Source organism: Gaetbulibacter sp. PBL-D1, from assembly GCF_050509525.1.
GTDB classification, from domain to species: domain Bacteria; phylum Bacteroidota; class Bacteroidia; order Flavobacteriales; family Flavobacteriaceae; genus Gaetbulibacter_B; species Gaetbulibacter_B jejuensis.
Genome location: NZ_JBNWKB010000019.1, coordinates 41,624 through 65,511 on the forward strand (window position 1 = coordinate 41,624; position 23,888 = coordinate 65,511).

Here is a 23,888-nt window from a genome sequence, read left to right on the forward strand (position 1 = left end):
CGTTTTAAAGTTATAACTTTGAAGCCAAAATTAACAATTATTGTGCCTAATTTATATTAATGGCTTCACAAAATATTTACATACTAGCAATTGAGTCATCTTGTGATGATACAGCAGCTTCGGTTATGCTTAACGGAAGGATTTTAAGCAATGTTGTTGCAAACCAAAAAATTCATGAAGAATATGGAGGTGTTGTACCAGAATTAGCCTCGAGAGCACATCAACAAAATATAGTTCCTGTTGTACAACAAGCACTACAAAAAGCAGGTGTTGAAAAATCTCAGCTTAATGCTATTGCTTTTACTCGTGGTCCTGGTTTAATGGGTTCGTTACTTGTAGGAACCTCTTTTGCAAAGTCATTGGCTTATGGTTTAAACATCCCTTTAATTGATGTTAACCACATGCAAGCGCATATTTTAGCTCATTTTATTGATGAAGAAGATTTTAATAAGCCTGAATTTCCGTTTTTAGCAATGACCATTTCTGGTGGACACACACAAATTGTAAAAGTGTCTAACTACTTTGACATGGAAGTTATTGGAGAAACTATTGATGATGCTGTTGGTGAAGCTTATGATAAAAGCGGAAAAATATTAGGCTTAGGTTATCCTGCTGGTCCTGAAATTGATAAAAGAGCACAACAAGGAAACCCAAAAGCGTTTAAGTTTACCAAACCTAAAGTTGACGGATTAAACTTTAGTTTTTCTGGACTTAAAACTGCAATTCTTTATTTTATTCAAAAAGAAACAAAAGCAAACCCAAATTTTATTGAAGAAAATCTCAATGATATTTGTGCGTCTATACAATATACTATTATTGGTATTTTAATTGATAAACTGAAATTAGCCAGTAAAGAAACTGGTATCAAACACATTGCTATTGGTGGTGGTGTGTCTGCAAATTCTGGCATACGAAAAGCACTAAAAGATGGTGAGAAAAAATTTGGTTGGACCACTTATATTCCAAAATTTGAATACACCACAGATAATGCTGCAATGATTGCTATTGTTGGATATTTAAAGTTTTTAGAGGGTGAATTTTCACAAAACAATGTTGTTGCCTCTGCTCGATTGAAACTATAAATCATGCAAGCTACTTTCAGGATTTTTGAACTTTTTGGTTTTGATTAGTTTAAAATAAAAAGTGGCTCAAAATCAAGTTATAAACAATCAATTCTTAAAAACTTAAAACCTAAGACCTTTTATGTTTCAACAATAGGTTTAATTTTGAACTGAAACCATAACAATCCTACATTATGACAAAAAACTTACTGTGTATTGCATTTGGCTTTTTTACAATGATTGCTGTTGGGCAAAATAGCATCGAAAAGAAATTAGATTCTATTGAAGATGAAACGCTTGCTACTAAATTTATTGAAAGCAATAAAGCGCTTAAAGGAAAAATTATAACCTTCAATAAAGAAAAACATAATACTAGGTTAGCCAAAGATCTTTTTAAGCTTAAAAAAGGAGGAAAAAAAGTCTATAAAAACGAAATGGATAAAACCCATTATAAGGTTATTGAAAAACAAGAAATCCCGTATTATAGAGTGAGTTATATTTTTCTTGATGGCAATAAAAAATCAATGGAAGATATTGATGACTTGAGAGCTGATATTATCTCAAAATACAATGAAGGCTACCGTTTTAAAGACCTTGCAAAACACTACTCAATGGATGATAGTGCAAAACGTGGAGGTGATTTAGGTTGGTTTACACAAGGTGATATGTTTCCAGAATTTGAAGATCAAGTTATTAATGGAAAGCATAGTGTAAATGATATTTTTTCAGTTGATGTGCCAACTCAAAACGCTTATTACGTAGTCGTAAAAACGCATGACACTAAGCTTATTGAAGAAATTAAAGTGCTTAAAATTACCGAACCAACATACTAACAATGCAGTTATTTTATAATCCTGAATTAACTGAAGACGCTGTTCAAATTACATTTCCAAAAGATGAAAGTCGCCATATTATAAAGGTATTGCGAAAATCGGTTGGAGATGAACTGCATATTACCAACGGAAACGGTTATATATTCACTGCCAAAATACAGTTTGCAGATATAAAAAACTGTATGGCAGAAATTACATCTAAAACCCTACAGCAAAAGCATAATTACAATTTACATTTAGCGGTTGCTCCAACAAAGATGAATGATAGGTACGAGTGGTTTTTAGAAAAAGCTACCGAAATAGGAATAGACACCATCACTCCTATTATTTGCGACCATAGCGAACGTAAAGTCATAAAATCAGAGCGTTTTGAAAAGATTATTCAATCTGCCACAAAACAGTCGTTGAGTGCTTTTATGCCAAAATTAAATAACGCTATATCGTTTAAAAGCTTCATTTCTCAAGAGTTTAACGGACAACAATTTATTGCACATTGTGAGGAGCTTGATAAAAAATCTTTAAAAGATCTTTTAAAACCAACTCAAGACATCATTATACTTATTGGGCCAGAAGGTGATTTTAGTGTTAAAGAAATTGAAATGGCACTTCAAAATAATTTTATTCCTGTAACTTTGGGAGACACAAGATTGCGTACAGAAACCGCTGCAATTGTAGCTTGCCATTCTGTAGCTTTTGTAAATCAATAATATGAAGCACCTAATTTTAATCATCGCTTTTCTATACTCTACTTTGGGTTTATCTCAGGAATTAGCTGTTTTAAAATATAAAGGTGGTGGCGATTGGTATAGTAACCCAACAGCATTACCTAATCTTATTAACTTTTGTAATAACAACATTAATACTAGAATAAATCCAAATCCACAAACTGTTGAAGTCGGTAGCATTGATATTTTTCAATATCCATTACTGCACATGACAGGACATGGAAATGTGTTTTTTAGTGATGAAGATGCCGAAAACCTTAGAAACTATCTTATTTCAGGAGGTTTTTTACATATTGATGATAACTACGGAATGCGACCTTATGTTACTGAAGAACTTAAAAAGGTATTTCCTAACGCACAATTGATTGAATTGCCAAAATCACACGATATATTCAATATTGCTTATAAATTTCCTGACGGTTTACCAAAAATTCATGAACACGATGGTAAACGTCCACAAGCTTTTGGTATTTTTTATGAAAGCAGATTGGTTTTACTATTTACTTTTGAAAGCGATTTAGGCGATGGTTGGGAAGACCCAGAAGTTCATAACGACCCACCAGAGGTAAGAGAAAAATCTTTAAAAATGGGGGCAAACATTGTAAAGTATGCTTTTGAGAATTAAAAGGATTATTTTATGAAAAACCTTTTTCACATTATAATGCTTTCACTCCTTTATCTTTCCTGTCATCAAGACAAGAACATAAATGATATAAATAAATATATTATTAATGTTGAAAATTCTGAAGAATATCAAGAAATAGAACAAAATTATTCATCTGACCATATTGATGGAGATTCTAATGGAGGTGATTTTAATATTTTAACCTTAATAGACGATAAAGAGAATATTATAAGAATGAAAGTTAATATAATGCTGTATGATAAATCTTCATATAAATATCTTTTTTATTATTACAATAATAATTTGGTTTACTCCAAAATATTCAAACTTACTCCTAATGTTTCTTCCAACAACCTTGACACTATTGTTAATAGCACTTATTTTTGGAAGGATTCAGAGTTAATACATCAAGTGAATATGACAAATGAGTGGGAAGAGCATTTAATAATTAAGGATTTACAAGAGTCTTATTATGAGATAGCTTTTGGGTTAGAATAATTTTATGCTTCTATTTTTATATGCTACAACATAAATTAAAATAAACTACTTGCAACTCAATCATTACAATACCAATTTTAAGCCACAACAATTCCCGATAACAATTGTTTGCGATAACATTAACAACGCACCAAATATTGGCAGCTTGTTTAGAACAGCTGATGCTTTTGGAATAGAAAATATTGTGTTTTGCGGAGAAGGCATTACCATTGGCAGAAAAGTCACTAAAACTTCACGCTCAACCGAAAAGTTTGTAAACTACGAGTTTGCAAAAAACACGCTTGAGGTAATAACTTCTCTAAAAGCCAAAGGCTATCAAATAATTGCTTTAGAGATTACATCTAGCAGTAAACCAATACATAATCATCAATTTGTGCAAAATCAACCTATCGCTCTAATCATTGGAGATGAAAATTTTGGTGTTTCAGAGTCACTTTTAAAACAGTGTGACCACGTATTGCATATTAATATGTTTGGACAAAACAGCAGTATGAATGTGGTACAAGCCACAACAATTGCTTTATATGAAATCACCAAGCAATTAATGTAGTAGATTTTATATCTTTACTTTATGAATTCAAAAACTATTTCCAACGGAATTTTACGCGCATTAGCTATTGTTTTAGGCATAGTGCTAACATTGTTTTTTTTGTATAAAATTCAAGCCGTAATAGTTTACATTGCTATTGCAGCTGTTATTTCATTAATCGGTAGACCTATAGTTTTATTTTTAAGAAAAAAATTAAAATTCAATAATACTGTAGCTGTTATTACTACAATGGCTATTTTTTTAGGACTTTTAATTGGGCTCATAGGATTGTTTATTCCTTTAATTACTAAGCAAAGTCATAATTTGTCATTATTAGATATTGATCAGCTACAAAGTAACATTCAAGATTTATACCATCAGGCACTCACCTATTTTGAAATTAATAATATTGATGTTGAAAAATCTATAAAAGAATCTAATCTTTTAAATAAGATTGATTACGCACTAATTCCTAATTTTTTAAACTCGCTAGCTAGCGGATTAGGTAGTTTTGGCATTGGACTGTTTTCGGTTTTATTCATTTCGTTTTTCTTCTTAAAGGATAGTCGTCTTTTTGAAAACGGAATTATGACCTTTATTCCAGATGATAAGGAAACCAGATGGAGCAATTCTTCAACCAAAATTAAAGACTTGCTTTCGCGTTATTTTGTTGGCCTTATATTTCAAATTTTAATTCTGTTTATAATTTATACTATTGGATTATTAATAATTGGTGTTGAAAACGCTGTAGTTATTGCTTTTTTATGTGCTTTACTTAACCTTATCCCTTATGTTGGTCCTTTGGTTGGAGCTGCTTTAATGATTACACTAACAATGACAAGTAATCTTGGTGCAAGCTTTAGCGAAGTGATTATGCCAAAAACGTTTTGGGTACTTCTAGTTTTTATTATAGGACAACTGATTGATAACTTTGGAAGTCAGCCAATAATTTTCTCAAAAAGTGTAAAATCACATCCGTTGGAAATTTTCTTGGTTATTCTAATTGCTGGAATCCTTTTTGGTGTTGTGGGTCTTATCATTGCAGTACCTGCTTACACTGCTATAAAAGTGATTTTAAAAGAGTTTCTTTCAGAAAATAAGGTCGTAAAAAAACTTACTAAAGACTTATAGTTTTACTTTGAATAAAAATATTTTAAATACTATAAATCAAGAATTTATAAATGAAAACATAAATTCTAACACTGCCGATTTATTATTAAAAAAGAATCATCATTCTGATGTTGACATAAAACTACTAGTAGAGCAAATAGAAGCAAAACAACGCTGTAAAACAAAGCTCCCAACATGGTTTAATACCGAAAAAATATACTATCCAAACAAGCTAAATATTGAGCAAACTTCTTCAGAAGTAACTGCTAAATATAAATCGAGTTTAATAACTGGTGATTCTATCATAGACCTTACAGGAGGTTTTGGAATTGACTGTTATTATTTTTCAAAAAAATTCAAAGAAGTTACTCACTGCGAAATTAACAGTGAGCTTTCTGAAATTGTCTCGCATAACTATAAAGAACTAGGAGTTAATACTATTGAAACCATAACTAATGATGGAGTTTCTCAATTATTAAACAATAATAAACAATACGACTGGGTTTATATTGATCCGTCCAGAAGACACGACACAAAGGGTAAGGTGTTTTTTTTAAAAGATTGTCTGCCTGATGTACCAAAACATCTTAACACTATTTTCAATCATACTAATAATGTAATGATAAAAACCTCTCCATTATTAGATATATCTGTTGGAATTAGTGAACTTAATTATGTAAAAACTATACATATTATTGCTGTTAACAACGAGGTTAAAGAGCTACTTTGGATTTTAGAAAAAGGGTTTGAAGCAGAAACCACTATTAAAACAGTAAACATTAATAAAACTGCTGAAGAAACATTTGATTTTAAATTAAATGAAGAACAAGCAATAACAACCAATTTTAGCGAGCCACTAACCTATTTGTACGAGCCCAATGCAGCAGTATTAAAATCTGGTGGTTTCAAATCTGTTTCAAAACAATTAAATGTTTTAAAACTTCATCAACATACTCATTTATACACTTTACAAGAGTTAGTTGAGTTTCCAGGAAGACGTTTTAAAATTGACCGTGTATTACCATATAACAAGCAGCTCCTAAAAAAGGAGCTGCATGAAAAAGCTAATATAAGTACTCGAAACTTTCCTGAAGCGGTTCAGCAAATTCGAAAAAAATTCAAAATTAAAGATGGAGGCGACACTTATGTCTTTTTCACAACAAACCTTCATAATGAAAAAATTGTGATTATTTGTAAAAAAATATCTTAAAGTGATTCAGGTGTTGCTGTTGTTAGCAAGTTATCTGGTCCAATCTCCATATCAAATTCCATACAAGCGCTCATGTTATAAGCAACTTTTAAATCGTTTATGTTTGGATCTTCATTGGTGATTGAAAAAATAATATCTCCTTGATCAAAAGTTTTCCATGAAGAACTTTCTCCTGGAGCTAAACTATACTCGCTATCCAATAATGTTCCATCAATTGTAAGTATTTCAAAATCGACAATAACAGTTCCATTGTTTGTTATTCTAGCTGTTGGATTAGAACCACTACATGTAGTAGATTCTGTTACAGTTTGAATCTCTTCTTGAACTATCAATGATTCTGATTGTGAATTGTCTATAGATTCTATAGAACAATTAAAAAATGTAGTACATACTATTGCAAAAGCAATAGCTTTGTTGGTTAAGTTAGGTTTCATTCGATTTGGGGTTTAAATGAAAATATTTGCAGCAAATATATGTTAAAAAAGTTTTCAACCAATCAAAATATTCGATAAAGTGTTTAATTTATTCGACAAGTAACCATTTTTTAAGCATTTGATTACCATTTTTTAACATAAATAAGTAGTTTAGCGTTCTCTTTTTCAATTAATTATAAGTCATAATTAACACAAAAACTTAGATTAAACGAGTCTGATTGATGACTAAAGCTATAATCATCATTATATTCGCAAAAAAATTGACAACATGCTAAAAGCTGTATTATTTGATATGGATGGTGTAATTGTAGACACCGAACCTTTACACCATAAAGCTTACCATTCTATGTTTTCAGACTTTGGTTTAAATGTTACCACTGAACACTACGAATCTTTTACAGGACAATCCACAAAAAATGTATGTAAAGCTTTATGTACTCATTTTGGTTTAGATGAAGATCCAGTTGACTTAGAACTTACTAAACGTAAACATTTTAACAACTTATTTGACACTGACGATAGCTTACAATTGTTAGATGGCGTTTATGAGCTTATTAAGGATTATCATGACAATGAGATCACTTTGGTTTTAGCCTCTTCAGCATCTAGAAGCACTATAAACAAGGTATTTGATAAATTTGACCTTAACAAATATTTTAAAGCAAAAATTAGTGGTGCAGAACTAAAAGCTTCAAAACCACATCCTGAAATATTTTTGAGAGCTGCTGAACTTTCTGGTCATGATAAAAAAAACTGTATTGTTATTGAAGATTCGACAAACGGTATTTTAGCAGCAAATGCAGCTAATATTTTTTGTGTTGGATACGATAGTAAACATTCAAAAAATCAGGACTACTCTAAAGCTAATAAAGTGATTAGCAGTTTTAATGAGATAAACTATGAGGTTTCGAAATATTTTTTTGAATAAAAAGTTTAAAAAATAGTTGCGTTCTTTATAATGAAAAGTTACATTTGCATCCGCATTTAAGGAACGTTCTTTATATAATGCATTGGAGAGGTGCCAGAGTGGTAATGGAGCAGATTGCTAATCTGTCAACGCGTAAGTGTTGCCGGGGTTCGAATCCCCGTCTCTCCGCAATTTTCGGGGTGTAGCGTAGCCCGGTTATCGCGCCGCGTTTGGGACGCGGAGGTCGCAGGTTCGAATCCTGCCACCCCGACTTGATTCAGAATCGATTAGATTCTTGAAGGGTCGCGTAGCTCAGCTGGATAGAGCATCTGCCTTCTAAGCAGACGGTCACAGGTTCGAATCCTGTCGCGATCACAAAAAAAGCCATATCAAACGATATGGCTTTTTTTTATTCAGGATATTCTATTCTTAAATGATAAATGTTTGCGAGTTTACTTTTAAGGATTTTTTTAATAGATTGAATTTCCTTGAAAGTAATGTTAGCATTTAAAAACTGACCACTTTCCATTTGCTTACTTATAATGTTTTCGACAAACTTATCTATTTTAGTAGATGTAGGTTCTTTTAAGCTCTTTGAAGCAGCTTCAACACTATCGCACATCATAAGTATAGCTGTTTCTTTGCTGAATGGTTTTGGCCCAGGGTATCTAAAATCATCTTTTTCTAAATCTTCATTTAATTCTCTTTCTTTTAAATAAAAATAGTACACCAAGCTTGAACCATGATGTGTTCTAATAAAATCAATAACTCTATCAGGAAGATTATTTTTTTTAGCAATTTCTATTCCATCAATTACATGGTCAATGATAATTTTAGCACTTTCTTTAGGCGATAATTCGTCATGAGGGTTAATTCCTGTTGATTGATTTTCTGTAAAGTAAGTAGGATTTTTCATTTTTCCTATATCGTGATATAATGCTCCTACTCTTACCAACATTGCGTTGGCTCCTATCTCGTTTGCACACGCTTCGGCTAGATTTGCAACGTTTAAGGAGTGATGAAACGTTCCTGGTGCTTTATTTGAAAGCTCTTTCAGTAATTTTGTATTTGTATCAGATAATTCCAATAGCGATACGTCAGATACTAAACCAAACACTTTTTCATAGATATATATTAACGGTTGCACAAACAAGGTTGCTAGTCCGCATAAAATGAATAAACCAAATGTTTCTGGTTGAATATTGGTTATACTTCCTTCATGAATTACAAAAAAAGCGAAATATGCTATAATGTATATGAAGGTAATTTGACCAACAGATATGAATAGATTTGCTCTTTTATACAATTCAGAAACTGTAAGTATAGTTACAATTCCTGCAATAATTTGCAAAAACATATATTCATAACTATTAGGAACTATAAAACCTAATAATAAAACTGTTAGTACATGAGCAAATAAACCTAAACGTGCATCAAAAAATGCTTTTAAAACCAGTGGTAAAACACATAACGGAACTACATAAACATATTTAGCATTGTAATTAATTATCAATGTTGTGAGCAATACCATTAAAATAATATTGAAGAAAATAAATGTCACCTTAGTGTTATCTAAAAACACCTTCATTCTATATTTTCTTAAAAACAGTAACAGCATCAATAAGGCTAAAGCAACTAGTAAAGCATAGGCAAAAACTACCCAATTATAGTTAGACTCACTCCAAACTTGAGATTCATATTCGGACTCTAAAGATTTTAAAACATCATATTTTTTACCCTCAACAAGTTCTCCTTTTGATATTAACAGAGTTCCTTTTTCAACACTTCCCCTTGTTGGTGATATTCTATTTAGTTCTTCTTGAAGTGCATTATCAGTTATAGAACTATTTAAAGTTAAATTTGGCTTTACGATATCAAAAAACAAGGACACAAAATTTGTTGTATAACTTGCGTTATTAGAGTTTTGTAAAGCCTTTTCTAATATAGACCTAAATGCATCAGTTTTTGTGAGTTCAGAATAAAAAGTGGTAGCAACTTGTTTTTGATTATTAAGTAAAACTACTTTTTTATTAGAGTCATAATTATATTCTTCATCTAAAACACCAAATGAGTAAATTTGATTTAAAACAGACTCTCCTATTGAGTATAATGAAGTATTCGCCCTAGAAATACTGTCGGAAAAAACCTTGTCAAACTCTTCATTATAAGCTTTATAAACATCTTTTTTAGTAGTTTCATTTATATTAAAATAAACAGTACTATTACTTTCAATTGTAGCTTTTTCTTCATTTAACTCTTCTGCAGTCTTTTTAATTGCAAAATTGAAAGGCGCATATAAATTTTCTGACTGCCAAGGTTTTCCCTTATCAAAATTGTATTTAAATTTTCCACTTTTAGGAAACAAATACACTATTAAAAATGTAGTACTTAAAAATAAAAGCACCTTATAGATAAGTGCGTGATTTCTATACCATTTGTTTATCAATTCCTTCATAAAGCCTTTTTACTATGCTACCAAATGTAATAAAATTTGAAAGTAATATTAGTTTTATAATAGTGTTTTCATTCTTAACTCTACAAAAAAATGATTAATTTTACACCTATAAAAAACAAACGTATATTATAATGAGTAAAGAGGTAGTAATTGTATCTGCAGCAAGAACTCCAATAGGTAGTTTCTTAGGTAGTTTATCTACAATACCAGCTCCAAAACTAGGAGCTGTAGCAATAAAAGGCGCACTAGATAAAATAAATTTAAAACCTGAATTAGTTGATGAAGTTTTAATGGGAAATGTTGTACAGGCAGGAACTGGTCAAGCACCAGCAAGACAAGCCGCAATTTTTGCTGGAATTCCTGATTCTGTTCCATGTACTACTGTAAACAAAGTTTGTGCTTCAGGTATGAAAGCTGTTATGCAAGCTGCTCAATCTATAGCTCTAGGTGATGCCGATATTGTTGTTGCTGGTGGAATGGAGAACATGAGCTTAATACCTCACTATTTACATGCAAGAACTGGTACTAAATTTGGACCTACCTCATTAGTAGATGGTATGCAAAAAGATGGTTTAGTAGATGCATACGACCAAAATGCAATGGGAGTTTGTGCTGATGCATGTGCTACTGAATACGGTTTCTCACGTGAAGACCAAGATGCTTATGCAATTCAATCTTACACACGTTCTGCTGCTGCTTGGGAAGCAGGAAAATTTGATAATGAAGTTGTTCCTGTTGAAGTGCCTCAACGTCGTGGAGATGCAATAGTTATTAGTAAAGATGAAGAATTTACTAATGTAAAAATGGAAAAAATACCTGCATTACGTCCTGCTTTTTCAAAAGATGGAACTGTAACAGCTGCTAACGCATCAACCATTAATGATGGTGCTGGAGCAATGGTATTAATGAGTAAAGAAAAAGCTGATGCTTTAGGTTTAAAACCTTTAGCGACTATTAAGGGTTACGCTGATGCTGCACAAGAACCAAAATGGTTTACTACAGCTCCTGCAAAAGCTTTACCAAAAGCTTTAGATAAAGCTGGTATTGCTATTGACGATGTTGACTTTTTTGAATTTAATGAAGCATTTTCGGTTGTTGGTTTAGCTAACATTAAACTTCTTGGGTTGAATGATAGTAATGTAAATGTAAATGGAGGTGCTGTATCTTTAGGTCATCCATTAGGATGCTCTGGTGTTAGAATTATAATTACACTTTTAAACGTATTAGAACAAAACAATGCAAAAATTGGTGCTGCAGCTATATGTAATGGTGGTGGTGGTGCATCGGCAATTGTAGTTGAACGCAACTAAATACATTTAATGCAATACGGAATTTGTAATTTAAGCATTATCCCTCTTAGACTTGAGCCATCAGATAAAAGTGAGTTGGTCTCTCAAGTGTTGTATGGAGAATTCTTTAAAGTTTTAGAACAACGTAAGTTTTGGAGTAGAATTCGTCTAGCTCATGATAAATATGAAGGATGGATTGACAATAAACAATATGTTGAGATTGATAATGAATCTTACTCAACACTAGAAAGTCAAACCCCTATCCTTTCTTCTGATTTAGTTGAATTCGTAGAAGATGATGCTAAAAACCTTTTTACTATTCCTATAGGTTCTTGCTTAAACGGACTATCCATTCTTAATCATTCGCATGACGGAAATGTTATTGACAAAGTAATTCCTAAGGAAAATTTAATTTCAACAGCATTTACATATTTAAACTCTCCTTATTTATGGGGAGGAAAAACACCCTTTGGTATTGATTGTTCTGGATTTACCCAAATGGTTTATAAGCTAAATGGTTATAAACTATTAAGAGACGCTTCTCAACAGGCAACACAAGGTCAAGCTTTAAGCTTCATTGAAGAAAGTGAACCAGGAGATTTAGCTTTTTTTGATAATGATGAAGGCAACATTGTACACGTAGGTATTATTATGGAAAACAACTACATTATCCATGCTCATGGAAAAGTAAGAATTGACAGGTTAGACCATAGTGGTATTTATAATACTGATAGACGCATTCACACACATAAACTAAGAGTTATTAAAAAGATTATATAAAAAAAGCCGCTAATTAATTAGCGGCTTTTTTATGTTTATTACTGATGTTTAGTTTCCACTCTCAAGTTTCTCAACTAAAGCTTTCATTTCTTTAAACTTCACAGTATTATCAATTGCGCTGTAAATTTGCATTAATGTTTTAGCAGCATCAATATTTTTTGGTTTAAGCTTTAAAGTAGCCTCTAAATAAGGAACAGCTTCTTTGTAAATGCTTAAACGTGCTTCTTTAAGTTCATCATATCTTTTATTATCAGCAGCAGAACTTCCTAAAGAGTTCATCTCTTCAATAATTGATTGCTCCTCACCTAATATTGCTACAGCCATGTTATTATTAGCGTCAACATAACCTGGGTTTAATGCAAGAGCTTTAGAGTAATATTTTTTTGCAGCATCTATATCTCCAGCATCAGCAGCGATAACACCTAAATTATACTGTAACTCAGCATTATCAGGATCTTTTAAAGTTGCTTCTTCTATCAGTGTTTTAAATTCTTCCTTGTTTCCCATTTTTAACTGAACGTTTGCTGCAGTTAACAAAAGACTTAAATCATCTGGGTTTTCTTTTCTTGCATCTTTTATTGCAGTAGCAGCTTTTTCATTATCACCATTATTTACATAAATTAATGCAATGTTTTTAATGATCTCTGCAGATTTTGACTCAGTTTTTTTAACTCCAGGCTTAATATGAGAACCTGCTCTTACAGAAATATCTCTCAACGTAGCTGTGTCAAAAGTTTCTTCTTCATTGGTCTCTTTGTTAACTGCAACATATCTTGTTTCAACACCAGAATACCCTAAATCTCTTAGCTCTTCATAATACTTTAAAGATGTTTCATAATCGTTTGCAGTTACAGCTGTAGATGCAGCGTAATACAAATAAAGCGTGTCTTTTGGAGACATTTTGTATGCTTTTTCAAAACCTTTAGATGAGCTGATATAATCTTTCTTTTCTAAGGCACTGTTAGCTGCACTTAAAAATTTCGATAACATAGATTGCTTGATTTCATCTACATCGCCTGAGTATTTTGATTTTCCAGATTGTTCTTCAATGGTTTTAACCATATCAAAACTCTCAATTGCAGCATCCATATCAGCATCTGAACTATTACCATTAGCATACAATGCTTGACCTTTTATAAAGTAAAATTTAGCCTTGGTCTTATCATCTGCATTTGCTATTAAAGCTTCTGCAGAATTAATAGCCGATTTAGCATCAGCATAATTACCAGATTTAATTGCCTTTTCAGCTGCTTTTATTTCATCCTTTTGTGCATATGTAAAAGAACCTAGTAAAAGTGCTAAAGCAACTACTATTTGTTTTTTCATTTTTAGTTAATGTTTAGTGTTATTAATTGTTTTCGTCTTGTGAATTATCAAGAGTTGTGCCATCTTCAGTTTGAGCTTCTGAATTCTCAACTTCAGAGTCAATTTCTTCTTCGTTTTCATCTTTCATTACTTTGGCAACAGCAGCGATAGAGTCATTCCCTTTTAAGTTAATTAACCTAACACCTTGAGTTGCTCTACCCATAGTTCTTAAGTTAGAAACACTCAATCTAATTGCTATTCCTGACTTGTTGATAATCATTAAGTCATCATCATCAGTAACTGTTTTAATTGCTACTAAATGACCTGTCTTTTCAGTAATAGAAATTGTTTTAACTCCTTTACCTCCTCTATTGGTGATTCGGTAAACTGCTTCTCCGTCTTCAGGATCATCAATGTATGTACGTTTTCCGTAACCGTTTTCAGAAACAACAAGAACTGTTTCTTCCATAGGGTTTTCAATAGCAACCATACCTATTACTTCATCTTTATCGTTAGCCAAAGTAATACCTCTAACTCCAGATGCATTTCTACCCATTGGTCTTGTTTTAGCTTCTTCAAAACGAATTGCTTTACCAGACTTTAAGGCTAGCATAACTTGACTGTTTCCTGTAGTTAATTTTGCTTCTAGCAATTCATCATCCTCTTTAATAGTAATGGCATTGATACCATTAGTACGAGGTCTAGAATATTGCTCTAAAGCTGTCTTTTTAACCTGACCATTTTTAGTCGCCATTATTACATAGTGACTATTAATGTAATCTTCATCTTTTAAATCTTGAGTACAAATGAAAGCCATTACTTTATCATCTTGCTCAATATTTATTAGGTTTTGAATTGCTCTACCTTTAGATGTTTTACTGCCTTCTGGAATTTCATAAACCCGCATCCAGAAACATTTTCCTTTTTGGGTAAAGAACAACATGTATTGGTGGTTAGTACCAACAAAAAGGTGTTCTAAGAAATCTTCATTACGAGTGGTTGAAGCTTTTTGACCAACTCCTCCTCTATTTTGAGTTTTGTATTCAGTAAGCGATGTACGCTTAATGTAACCAGCATGAGAAATAGTTATTACTACTTGCTCATCAGGAATCATATCTTCGATACTTAAATCTCCTCCTGCATATTCAATTATTGAACGACGCTCATCACCATACTTTTCTTTAACAACAAGAAGCTCTTCTTTAATGATATCCATACGACGCTCTTTTTTATCAAGAATATCTTTTAAATCTTCAATGGTTTTCATCAATTCATCATACTCAGAGCGTAACTTGTCTTGCTCCAGTCCTGTTAATTGACGTAAACGCATTTCTACGATTGCTTTAGCTTGTATTTCAGAAAGCTTAAAGCGTTCAATTAACTTTTCACGAGCTTCATCAGCATTTGAAGATGCACGAATTAATGCAATAACTTCATCAATATTATCAGAAGCTATAATTAATCCTTCTAAGATATGAGCACGCTCTTCTGCCTTACGCAATTCATAAGTAGTACGACGTACAACTACATCGTGTCTGTGCTCCACAAAATGATGGATTAACTCTTTTAAGTTTAATAATTGCGGTCTACCATTTACTAGTGCAATATTATTTACACTGAAAGAAGACTGCAACGCAGTGTATTTATAAAGCTTATTTAATACAATATTTGGAATAGCATCACGCTTAAGTACATAAACGATACGCATACCATTTCTGTCGGACTCATCACGAATGGTTGAAATACCATCAAGCTTTTTATCATTTACAAGATCAGCAGTTTTTTTAATCATATCTGCTTTATTCACTTGATAAGGAATTTCAGATACAATGATACATTCTCTACCTTGAACTTCTTCAATATTGGCTTTACCACGCATTACGATACGGCCACGACCAGTTTTAAAAGCTTCACGAACACCATCATAACCATAAATAGTTCCTCCTGTAGGGAAATCTGGTGCTTTAATATGAGTAATTAGTTCATCAATTTCTATATCATTATTATCTATATAAGCTACAGTACCATCTACAACTTCACTTAAGTTATGTGGAGGCATGTTTGTAGCCATACCAACTGCAATACCAGATGCTCCATTAACTAAAAGTCCTGGTATTCTTGTTGGAAGAACCGTTGGTTCTTGTAGAGTATCATCAAAATTTAATTTATGATCTACGGTTTCTTTGTCAATATCTGCCAACATGTCCTCAGATATTTTACGCATACGTGCTTCAGTATAACGCATTGCTGCAGGACTATCTCCATCTATAGAACCAAAGTTTCCTTGACCATCAACAAGCATATAACGCAAACTCCATTCTTGAGCCATACGTACCATAGTGTCATAAACAGAGGTATCACCATGAGGATGGTACTTACCTAAAACTTCACCAACTATTCTTGCCGATTTTTTATGTGCGGTATTAGATCTAACACCTAGTTCATGCATTCCATATAAAACACGTCTGTGCACTGGCTTTAAACCATCTCTTACATCAGGTAATGCACGTGACACAATGACTGACATTGAATAATCAATGTAAGCCGACTTCATTTCATCTTCAATATTAATTGGAATGAGTTTTTCTCCTTCTGCCATATATAAAAATTATTAGAATTTTGTAGGTTTTCAAATCGTGCTAATATAAGTATTTTGATAGTGTTTGAGCCACCTTTAAGCACCTTTTTTGACATTTTTTATTAACAATATTACCTACTGTTTTAGTTAATAAGTATGCTGTTAAATGTTTTGAACTTTTGAAGTTTTTTCACTCTATTAGCTACTATAAAAACATTTAAGGTATAGTTTTTGACATTATCTATTTGTTTTTATTATTTTTAATGCAGAAAGGATTTTAAACATGGATGATAATTTTTCCCCAAGAGTCAAAGATGTAATTGCTTACAGTAAAGAAGAAGCATTACGCCTTGGCCATGATTTTATAGGTACCGAACATTTAATGTTGGGGCTACTTCGTGATGGTAATGGAAAAGCGATAGATATACTTGGAGCTTTAGAAATTGATTTAAATCATCTAAGGCGCAAGGTAGAAATATTAAGCCCTGCAAATTCAAATATATCATCTGCTTCAAACGAAAAGAAAAACCTACATTTAACTAGGCAAGCTGAACGTGCCTTAAAGACTACTTTTTTAGAAGCTAAACTATTTCAAAGTACATCAATTAATACTGCACATTTATTATTGTGCATTTTAAGAAACGAAAATGACCCTACTACTAAGCTTTTAAATAAGCTTAAAGTAGATTATGATAACGTAAAAGAACAATTTAAATTTATGATTACAAACGAGGATGATTTTATAGAATCGCCAAAAGCTGAGTCTTTTTCAGACGATGATATTAACGACGAGGATGATTCTAAACAAAACCCTTTTGGACAATCTTCATCAAAAACAACAAAGAAATCTAAGACACCTGTTTTAGATAATTTTGGAAGAGACCTTACTGAACTTGCTGAAGACGGTAAACTCGACCCTGTTGTTGGAAGAGAAAAAGAAATACAACGTGTATCTCAAATATTAAGCAGGCGTAAAAAGAACAACCCGCTTTTAATAGGAGAACCAGGAGTTGGTAAATCTGCAATTGCTGAAGGGTTAGCTTTACGTATTGTAAAACGTAAAGTGTCTCGTATACTTTTTAACAAACGTGTTGTAACGCTTGACTTAGCTAGTTTAGTTGCTGGCACAAAATACCGTGGGCAATTTGAAGAACGTATGAAAGCTGTGATGAATGAGTTGGAAAAAAACGACGACATCATACTTTTTATTGACGAGATTCATACCATAGTTGGAGCTGGAGGAGCTACTGGTAGCTTAGATGCTTCAAATATGTTTAAACCAGCTTTAGCAAGAGGTGAAATTCAATGTATTGGTGCTACAACACTAGATGAGTATAGACAATACATCGAGAAAGATGGTGCTTTAGAGCGTCGTTTTCAAAAAGTAATTGTTGAGCCTACTAGCGTTGAAGAAACCATTGAGATTTTAAACAATATTAAAGAAAAATACGAAGACCATCATAATGTTGATTATACACCAGAAGCTATTGAAGCTTGTGTAAAATTAACTAATAGATATATGACTGAACGCTTCCTTCCAGATAAAGCTATAGATGCTTTAGATGAAGCTGGCTCTAGAGTTCATATTACCAATATTGATGTACCTAAGCAAATTCTTGAATTAGAAAAGAAGCTTGAAGAAGTTAAGGCTACTAAAAATTCTGTGGTTAAAAAGCAGAAATATGAAGAAGCTGCAAAACTTAGAGATGACGAGAAGCGTTTAGAAAAAGACCTTGCCATTGCACAAGAAAAATGGGAAGAAGAAACCAAACAGCATAGAGAAATTGTAACTGAAGATAACGTTGCAGATGTAATATCTATGATGACTGGAATTCCTGTTAATAGAATTGCTCAAACTGAAAGCAACAAATTAGCTAAACTGCCTGAACTTATAAAAGGTAAGGTTATTGGTCAGGATGAAGCTGTTTCAAAAGTTGTTAAAGCTATTCAGCGTAATCGTGCTGGACTTAAAGATCCCAACAAGCCTATTGGGTCGTTTATATTTTTAGGTCAAACAGGTGTGGGAAAAACGCAGTTAGCTAAAGTATTGGCTAGAGAGTTATTTGATAGCGAAGAAGCACTTGTAAGAATTGACATGAGTGAATACATGGAAAAATTCGCTATTTCTAGATTAATTGGAGCACCTCCTGGTTATGTTGGATACGAAGAAGGTGGACAACTAACTGAGAAAGTAAGACGCAAACCTTATGCTGTAGTGCTTCTTGATGAAATTGAAAAAGCGCATCCAGATGTATTTAATATGTTGCTACAGGTATTGGATGATGGCTATTTAACTGATAGTCTTGGTAGAAAAATCGATTTTAGAAATACCATTATTATAATGACTTCTAACATTGGTGCTCGTAAACTTAAAGACTTTGGTCAAGGTGTAGGTTTTGGTACATCAGCAAAGGAATCTCAAGCTAAAGATAACTCTAGAAGCATTATAGAAAATGCACTTAAAAAAGCTTTTGCTCCTGAATTCTTAAATAGAATTGATGATGTAATGGTATTTAATGTTCTTGAAAAAGAAGATATAGATAAGATTATTGATATTGAGCTAGTAAAACTAATAGCTAGAATTAAAGATCTTGGTTACGATCTTAAATTAAGTAATAAAGCTAAAGACTATATTGCTGAAAAAGGTTTTGATAAAGATTATGGTGCAAGACCATTAAAGCGTGCCATTCAAAAATACATTGAAGATGCATTAGCTGAAGAAATTATCAACTCTCAATTACATGAAGGCGACACAATTTTAATGGATTTAGACTCTAAAACAAATGAACTAACCATAACTATTGAAAAGTCCGAACAACACTCTGAGGAATCTTAATTCTTTAATATATAAAACTAAAAGCTCATTATAATAAATGAGCTTTTTTTATGTCTTGTAGTGAAACTATCTTAAAGCAATAAACCTTAAACGCAACCTTATGGTTTAGGTTTATGTACAGACATCTATTAGTACATACTTTAATAATCATTAATACACTATTGCTTTAAAAGGCATTTAAATAAAGTGTAACTACTAATACAGCAACTTTACGGTTTAATATATTGAATATACACAAATAAAAAAGGCAGCTATTTCTAGCTGCCTTTTTCTATCAACATTTATTTGGCTATTGCCTAATAATTAGTGTCTCTTAACTGATGAAGATACAATCTTCTTAGTTACTGAACCTTGACTAGTTGTTAACTTAACATAGAACATTTGGTTAGACGTTCTAGATAAATCAAATCTAGTATTTCCTTTTGAACCAGCAACGTATCTGTTATTAGTATCACTTAAGATTAGTAATCCTTTAGTGTCAAATAACTCAATAGTTACATTAGTTTCAAAGTCAAATGTGTATGAAATATTAACTTCTTTGTCAAATGGTACTGGATAAGCTGTAAAGTCTAGAGCTTCACTTACTCTTTCTACTGATTCCTCTCCTACATAGATTGGTCCAGGATTAGACGTGGTAGTAGATTCTGTTGTAGTTTCATAGCTACCTTGTCTATTCTCAGATCCACCTTCAACCCAAGTATAAGTTACTGAACATTCTCCTTCGTTTCCACATGAATCCGTTTGAGTGAAAGTTCTAGTTAATGTATACTCAGTATAATCTAGGTAGTAGTAACCGCAATCAACGTAGATATCGTCACAACGGCTACCATCAATATCCCAATCAGCAGGATTACAAGAAGGAGCAGTATCCTCTGTAGTATTATACCAAATCAGTCCTTTTAAATTACCATTTTCATATTCATACACTTCCCATCTATTAGTAGAATGGTTATAGTATAATGGGTAAGAATATTGAGGGTAATCATCTCTATAACCATTAGCATATACTGCATATCCATCTTCTCCATATCCAGTTCTCTCAAAATGAACAATATCAAACAATTCACCATCTTCAATACATGTGATATCTAAATTAGTAGATTCACCATAGTACTCTTCAGATGACAACTCATCAGTATATGTGCTAGTTACTCCATCTTCATCCATGTTATCAGTATAGTTAGCTGTTGTAGCTACACCATAAGGAACACCATTATCATCTAAATCTGGATTTTCACCAAAGTTAGCATCGTCTGGACATTCTACAACTGGACCTTCTTCATCACAACTTTGACCTATAGTCCAAGTGTAAGTCACAGTACACTCATCTTCATTACCGCAATCATCAGTAGCAGTAAACGTACGAGTAAATGTATAAGTTACAGAACTTGAATATACTGGGCATTCTAAAGTAAATGCTTTGTTATGTCCAGTGTTAGATGTAAACGACCAAGCTGTAGCATCGCATCCGTCAAATGCATCTGCATTTGCAGTTCCAGCTGGTTGAATATTATTTCCTCCAAAGTCTTGAAGAATGTCATACTCACCACTATTTGAATTGTATACTACTAAGATAGTTCCATAATTAGGTAATACATCTCCGTTTAGGCTTGTAATAACACCTGAGTAATATGGCTGACCATCAGAAGTAGTTCCTGCAGGAGCATTTCCTAAGTTAAGCATATATCCTTCTTCAAAAGTGAAGATATACTCACCTTCTACTGAAGAACTATTAACTGTTTCAGTTATCTCACTATCAGTGTAATCATGAGTTGCACCATCAGCTATACAGTTGTCTGTATAAAATGCTTTATCAGCAAATCCTGTTGGAGTTTCAGTCACTACACCAAAATCAACATCTTCAGGACACTCTAATACTGGAGCAGTAACATCATTCACTGTAATAACATGAGTAGTTACAGAAACATTTCCACATCCATCATCATATGTCCATGTACGCGTGATTGTTTCAGGACAAGTTTGCCCATCACTAGTTTCACTAAATACACCTTCTATTTCACCTTGACAAGCATCGATAGCTTTTAAGTCAATAGCTTCTGGCACATCATCTGTACACTCATAAGTAAATTCTTCATCTGCAGGTGCTTCAGGAGCTTCATCATCAATTACTTTGTAAGTACAAGTAAATGGCTCAGAAATTTTACCACAAGCATCCTCAGCTTCAAATGAAATTGATAACATATTGATACAATTGTCATCTGTAGAAGTTTTACCGATAACACGTATAATGATATCTCCAAGATCAGTACAGTTATCACTTACACAGCTTCCAATAGGTAGTATTTCAACACCACCAACAGTCCATGATGTGAATGCATCTATTTCATCTCCAATGTTAAGAGATATTCCAGCTTCAGCAGGACAATCAGCTCCATTAGATGTAAATATTTCGAAACTTTCTAATTGACATTCTAAGTCAAATACTGGAGGTGACTGATCTCCACCTTGATAGTTAACTTTGATGATATCAGACTCATTTCCGCATTCATCCATAGCTATGTACTCAAATACTCTAATCCACTCACAGTCTGTACCGTAAACTTTTTCTATTTTGTTTACAGTGATTACCTCTGAACAGTTATCAGAATATAACGCAGCGATATCTTCCTCAGAAGGCTCTCCTAAATCAGAATCTATACATAAGTCTAATGAATTTTGACCCATTGGAACATCTCCTTCAAGTACTGGTGGTGTAGTATCACCTCCTTGGTAGTAAATTACAATGTTCTCAGCTTTATTTCCACAAGCATCTTCTACAGTGTAAGTATAAGTTGCTGTCCAGTAGCAATTATCTCCAGTAATAACTGGCTCTAATTCAGTTACGATAACTTCACTACAGTTTTCAGTATATAACTCAGCTAAGTTGCTTGATTTTGGTGCTTCTGGAATTTCATCAAAACATAATTCCATTCCTGTTTCACCAGTTGGTAACGTTCCTGTTAACTCAGGAGCAGTTTTGTCTCCTCCGTTATAGTAAACTTTAACTGGAGCTGCAAAATTACCACAATCATCTTGAACTTCGTATCTGAACATAACTGCCCAATCACAATCATCACCAAGACTTACAACTGTTTTAGTAACATTTACATTACCACAATTGTCTTCAAATAATGCAGCAATCTCTTCTTCAGTTGGTTCAGTTGGATGATCAGCATAACATGCATCAATATTAGAAATACCTTCAGGTAATTCACCTACTAATACTGGAGCTGTTTCATCGATAACTGTTACAGTACGATTAGCTGTAATCGTTCTTCCACATTCATCAGTGAATGACCAATTAACTTCAAACATTCCACAGCTTCCATCAAAAGGCTCTGCAACACCTTGAACTTCACCACTAATTTCACAAGAAACAGTACCTCCATTTGAGTATGCTAAATAAGCTGGCTCATATGTTGCTAAATCTTCACAAGCAATAGTTATGTCATCTACTTGATCAAACTCAGCTACTGGAGCTGGTAATACAGTTACTGTTTTGCTAGTTGTGATTTCACGCTCACAATCATCTTTATAGAACCATGTTACTGTTAATGTTCCTCCACATTCATTGTATTCACCAGAGATTTCTCCTAAAACTTCACCTTCAATTAAACAAGCTTCTGTTCCAGCATCATTAGTGTAAGATAAATATGTAGCTTCGTATACATTAGCTTCTTCACATGTAATCTCTTCATCCTCTACTGGTGCAAACTCTGCAGCTGGTGCTGGTAATACAGTTACTGTTTTGGTAGCTGTAATCTCTCTTTGACAATCATCCATAAATGTCCAAGTTACCAATAACTCTCCTCCACACTCTGTGTAAGTTCCTGTTAATTCACCTTCAACTTCTCCCGCTATTAAACAAGCGTCAGTCTCAGCATTGTTACTATATGATAAGTAACCTGCAACATAAGATGCAGCTTCATCACATGTAATCTCTTCATCTTCTACTGGTGCAAACTCTGCAGCTGGTGCTGGTAATACAGTTACTGTTTTTGTAGCTGTAATCTCACGCTCACAGTTATCTTTGTAGAACCATGTTACTGTTAATGTTCCTCCACACTCAGAGTAAGTTCCACTTAACTCACCTTCTACTTCTCCTGCTATTAAACAAGCATCAGTCTCAGCATTATTACTATATGATAAGTAGCCTGCAACATAAGATGCAGCTTCATCACATGTAATTTCTTCATCCTCTACTGGTGCAAATTCTGCTGCTGGTGCTGGTAATACAGTTACTATTTTTGTAGCTGTAATCTCTCTTTGACAATCATCCATAAATGTCCAAGTTACCATTAACTCTCCACCACACTCATTGTATTCACCTGAGATTTCTCCTTCAACCTCTCCTGCAATTAAACAAGTGTCAGTTTCAGCATTATTACTATATGATAAGTAACCTGCAACATAAGATGCAGCTTCATCACATGCAATCTCTTCATTCTCTACTGGTGCAAACTCTGCAGCTGGTGCTGGTAATACAGTTACTGTTTTACTAGCTGTAATCTCACGCTCACAGTTATCTTTGTAGAACCATGTTACTGTTAACGTTCCTCCACACTCAGAGTAAGTTCCTGTAATTTCTCCTTCAACTTCTCCTGCTATTAAACAAGCGTCAGTCTCAGCATTATTACTATATGATAAGTAACCTGCAACATAAGATGCAGCTTCATCACATGTAATTTCTTCATCCTCTACTGGTGCAAATTC

At 33.0% G+C, this 23,888-nt stretch carries 17 protein-coding genes and 3 tRNA genes; 15 read left to right on the plus strand and 5 right to left on the minus strand.

Going from position 1 to position 23,888, the window contains the following annotated elements:
• The first annotated feature begins 59 nt into the window (after positions 1 to 59).
• The 8 genes from tsaD (at position 60) to ACQ0RB_RS14170 (ending at position 6,591) form a co-directional block, all read left to right on the plus strand.
• Positions 60 to 1,082, plus strand: a complete 1,023-nt coding sequence (tsaD, locus tag ACQ0RB_RS14135; RefSeq protein ID WP_430499233.1) for a tRNA (adenosine(37)-N6)-threonylcarbamoyltransferase complex transferase subunit TsaD — start codon at positions 60 to 62, stop codon at positions 1,080 to 1,082.
• 173 nt (positions 1,083 to 1,255) lie between these two features.
• On the plus strand, positions 1,256 to 1,894 hold the full coding sequence (locus tag ACQ0RB_RS14140; RefSeq protein ID WP_131506620.1) for a peptidylprolyl isomerase: 639 nt from the start codon (positions 1,256 to 1,258) through the stop codon (positions 1,892 to 1,894).
• A 2-nt stretch (positions 1,895 to 1,896) separates the two neighbouring features.
• The gene (locus ACQ0RB_RS14145; protein ID WP_430499236.1) at positions 1,897 to 2,601 is read left to right on the plus strand and encodes a 16S rRNA (uracil(1498)-N(3))-methyltransferase; all 705 of its coding nucleotides are present in this window, start codon (positions 1,897 to 1,899) and stop codon (positions 2,599 to 2,601) included.
• Between the two features lies 1 nt (position 2,602).
• A complete protein-coding gene (locus ACQ0RB_RS14150; protein ID WP_430499238.1) occupies positions 2,603 to 3,244 on the plus strand; it encodes a DUF4159 domain-containing protein in 642 nt (213 codons plus the stop codon).
• Between the two features lie 36 nt (positions 3,245 to 3,280).
• Positions 3,281 to 3,742, plus strand: a complete 462-nt coding sequence (locus tag ACQ0RB_RS14155; RefSeq protein WP_129760002.1) for a hypothetical protein — start codon at positions 3,281 to 3,283, stop codon at positions 3,740 to 3,742.
• 49 nt (positions 3,743 to 3,791) lie between these two features.
• The gene (locus ACQ0RB_RS14160; protein ID WP_430499240.1) at positions 3,792 to 4,292 is read left to right on the plus strand and encodes a TrmH family RNA methyltransferase; all 501 of its coding nucleotides are present in this window, start codon (positions 3,792 to 3,794) and stop codon (positions 4,290 to 4,292) included.
• Between the two features lie 21 nt (positions 4,293 to 4,313).
• Complete coding sequence (locus ACQ0RB_RS14165; RefSeq protein WP_430499241.1) at positions 4,314 to 5,402, plus strand: AI-2E family transporter; 1,089 nt, start codon at positions 4,314 to 4,316, stop codon at positions 5,400 to 5,402.
• Positions 5,403 to 5,409: 7 nt separating this feature from the next.
• On the plus strand, positions 5,410 to 6,591 hold the full coding sequence (locus ACQ0RB_RS14170) for a THUMP-like domain-containing protein (protein ID WP_430499243.1): 1,182 nt from the start codon (positions 5,410 to 5,412) through the stop codon (positions 6,589 to 6,591).
• Here ACQ0RB_RS14170 and ACQ0RB_RS14175 read toward each other — a convergent pair.
• The gene (locus tag ACQ0RB_RS14175) at positions 6,588 to 7,025 is read right to left on the minus strand and encodes a hypothetical protein (protein WP_134198883.1); all 438 of its coding nucleotides are present in this window, start codon (positions 7,023 to 7,025) and stop codon (positions 6,588 to 6,590) included. The genes ACQ0RB_RS14170 and ACQ0RB_RS14175 overlap by 4 nt on opposite strands.
• A gap of 268 nt (positions 7,026 to 7,293) precedes the next feature.
• Here ACQ0RB_RS14175 and ACQ0RB_RS14180 point away from each other — a divergent pair, with 268 nt between their 5' ends.
• From ACQ0RB_RS14180 to ACQ0RB_RS14195, 4 genes are all read left to right on the plus strand, one after another.
• Positions 7,294 to 7,953, plus strand: coding sequence for an HAD family hydrolase (locus ACQ0RB_RS14180; protein ID WP_430499245.1), 660 nt, complete (start codon positions 7,294 to 7,296; stop codon positions 7,951 to 7,953).
• 84 nt (positions 7,954 to 8,037) lie between these two features.
• Positions 8,038 to 8,121 (plus strand) — tRNA-Ser (locus tag ACQ0RB_RS14185).
• A 7-nt stretch (positions 8,122 to 8,128) separates the two neighbouring features.
• A tRNA-Pro gene (locus ACQ0RB_RS14190) sits at positions 8,129 to 8,203 on the plus strand.
• Positions 8,204 to 8,233: 30 nt separating this feature from the next.
• Positions 8,234 to 8,307 (plus strand) — tRNA-Arg (locus tag ACQ0RB_RS14195).
• Between the two features lie 34 nt (positions 8,308 to 8,341).
• Here the strand turns inward: ACQ0RB_RS14195 and ACQ0RB_RS14200 are convergent.
• Positions 8,342 to 10,387, minus strand: coding sequence for an HD family phosphohydrolase (locus ACQ0RB_RS14200; RefSeq protein ID WP_430499247.1), 2,046 nt, complete (start codon positions 10,385 to 10,387; stop codon positions 8,342 to 8,344).
• A 131-nt stretch (positions 10,388 to 10,518) separates the two neighbouring features.
• On the opposite strand from ACQ0RB_RS14200, the gene ACQ0RB_RS14205 reads away from it, so the two are divergent.
• Positions 10,519 to 11,697, plus strand: a complete 1,179-nt coding sequence (locus ACQ0RB_RS14205) for an acetyl-CoA C-acyltransferase (RefSeq protein WP_335976164.1) — start codon at positions 10,519 to 10,521, stop codon at positions 11,695 to 11,697.
• 9 nt (positions 11,698 to 11,706) lie between these two features.
• Complete coding sequence (locus ACQ0RB_RS14210) at positions 11,707 to 12,456, plus strand: NlpC/P60 family protein (protein WP_430499249.1); 750 nt, start codon at positions 11,707 to 11,709, stop codon at positions 12,454 to 12,456.
• A gap of 48 nt (positions 12,457 to 12,504) precedes the next feature.
• On the opposite strand, the gene ACQ0RB_RS14215 is transcribed toward ACQ0RB_RS14210, so the two are convergent.
• Positions 12,505 to 13,782 carry a tetratricopeptide repeat protein gene (locus tag ACQ0RB_RS14215; protein WP_430499251.1) on the minus strand — a complete coding sequence of 426 codons (1,278 nt, stop codon included), beginning with the start codon at positions 13,780 to 13,782 and terminating at the stop codon, positions 12,505 to 12,507.
• A 22-nt stretch (positions 13,783 to 13,804) separates the two neighbouring features.
• Positions 13,805 to 16,360, minus strand: coding sequence for a DNA gyrase subunit A (gene gyrA, locus ACQ0RB_RS14220; protein WP_129759972.1), 2,556 nt, complete (start codon positions 16,358 to 16,360; stop codon positions 13,805 to 13,807).
• Between the two features lie 262 nt (positions 16,361 to 16,622).
• Between gyrA and ACQ0RB_RS14225 the strand changes: the two genes are divergently transcribed.
• Complete coding sequence (locus ACQ0RB_RS14225; protein ID WP_131506601.1) at positions 16,623 to 19,175, plus strand: ATP-dependent Clp protease ATP-binding subunit; 2,553 nt, start codon at positions 16,623 to 16,625, stop codon at positions 19,173 to 19,175.
• A gap of 303 nt (positions 19,176 to 19,478) precedes the next feature.
• On the opposite strand, the gene ACQ0RB_RS14230 is transcribed toward ACQ0RB_RS14225, so the two are convergent.
• Positions 19,479 to 23,888, minus strand: a 4,410-nt coding sequence (locus ACQ0RB_RS14230) for a T9SS type A sorting domain-containing protein (protein ID WP_430499253.1), incomplete at its 5' end; no start/stop codon positions are given.

Bases quoted from the DNA above. Each gene is read 5' to 3' on its own strand.
- ACQ0RB_RS14165 (WP_430499241.1), top strand. From the start codon at position 4,314: ATGAATTCAAAAACTATTTCCAACGGAATTTTACGCGCATTAGCTATT.
- ACQ0RB_RS14210 (WP_430499249.1), top strand. From the start codon at position 11,707: ATGCAATACGGAATTTGTAATTTAAGCATTATCCCTCTTAGACTTGAG.
- ACQ0RB_RS14180 (WP_430499245.1), top strand. From the start codon at position 7,294: ATGCTAAAAGCTGTATTATTTGATATGGATGGTGTAATTGTAGACACC.
- ACQ0RB_RS14150 (WP_430499238.1), top strand. From the start codon at position 2,603: ATGAAGCACCTAATTTTAATCATCGCTTTTCTATACTCTACTTTGGGT.
- gyrA (WP_129759972.1), bottom strand. From the start codon at position 16,360: ATGGCAGAAGGAGAAAAACTCATTCCAATTAATATTGAAGATGAAATG.
- ACQ0RB_RS14145 (WP_430499236.1), top strand. From the start codon at position 1,897: ATGCAGTTATTTTATAATCCTGAATTAACTGAAGACGCTGTTCAAATT.
- tsaD (WP_430499233.1), top strand. From the start codon at position 60: ATGGCTTCACAAAATATTTACATACTAGCAATTGAGTCATCTTGTGAT.
- ACQ0RB_RS14200 (WP_430499247.1), bottom strand. From the start codon at position 10,387: ATGAAGGAATTGATAAACAAATGGTATAGAAATCACGCACTTATCTAT.
- ACQ0RB_RS14215 (WP_430499251.1), bottom strand. From the start codon at position 13,782: ATGAAAAAACAAATAGTAGTTGCTTTAGCACTTTTACTAGGTTCTTTT.
- ACQ0RB_RS14140 (WP_131506620.1), top strand. From the start codon at position 1,256: ATGACAAAAAACTTACTGTGTATTGCATTTGGCTTTTTTACAATGATT.
- ACQ0RB_RS14225 (WP_131506601.1), top strand. From the start codon at position 16,623: ATGGATGATAATTTTTCCCCAAGAGTCAAAGATGTAATTGCTTACAGT.
- ACQ0RB_RS14175 (WP_134198883.1), bottom strand. From the start codon at position 7,025: ATGAAACCTAACTTAACCAACAAAGCTATTGCTTTTGCAATAGTATGT.
- ACQ0RB_RS14155 (WP_129760002.1), top strand. From the start codon at position 3,281: ATGCTTTCACTCCTTTATCTTTCCTGTCATCAAGACAAGAACATAAAT.
- ACQ0RB_RS14205 (WP_335976164.1), top strand. From the start codon at position 10,519: ATGAGTAAAGAGGTAGTAATTGTATCTGCAGCAAGAACTCCAATAGGT.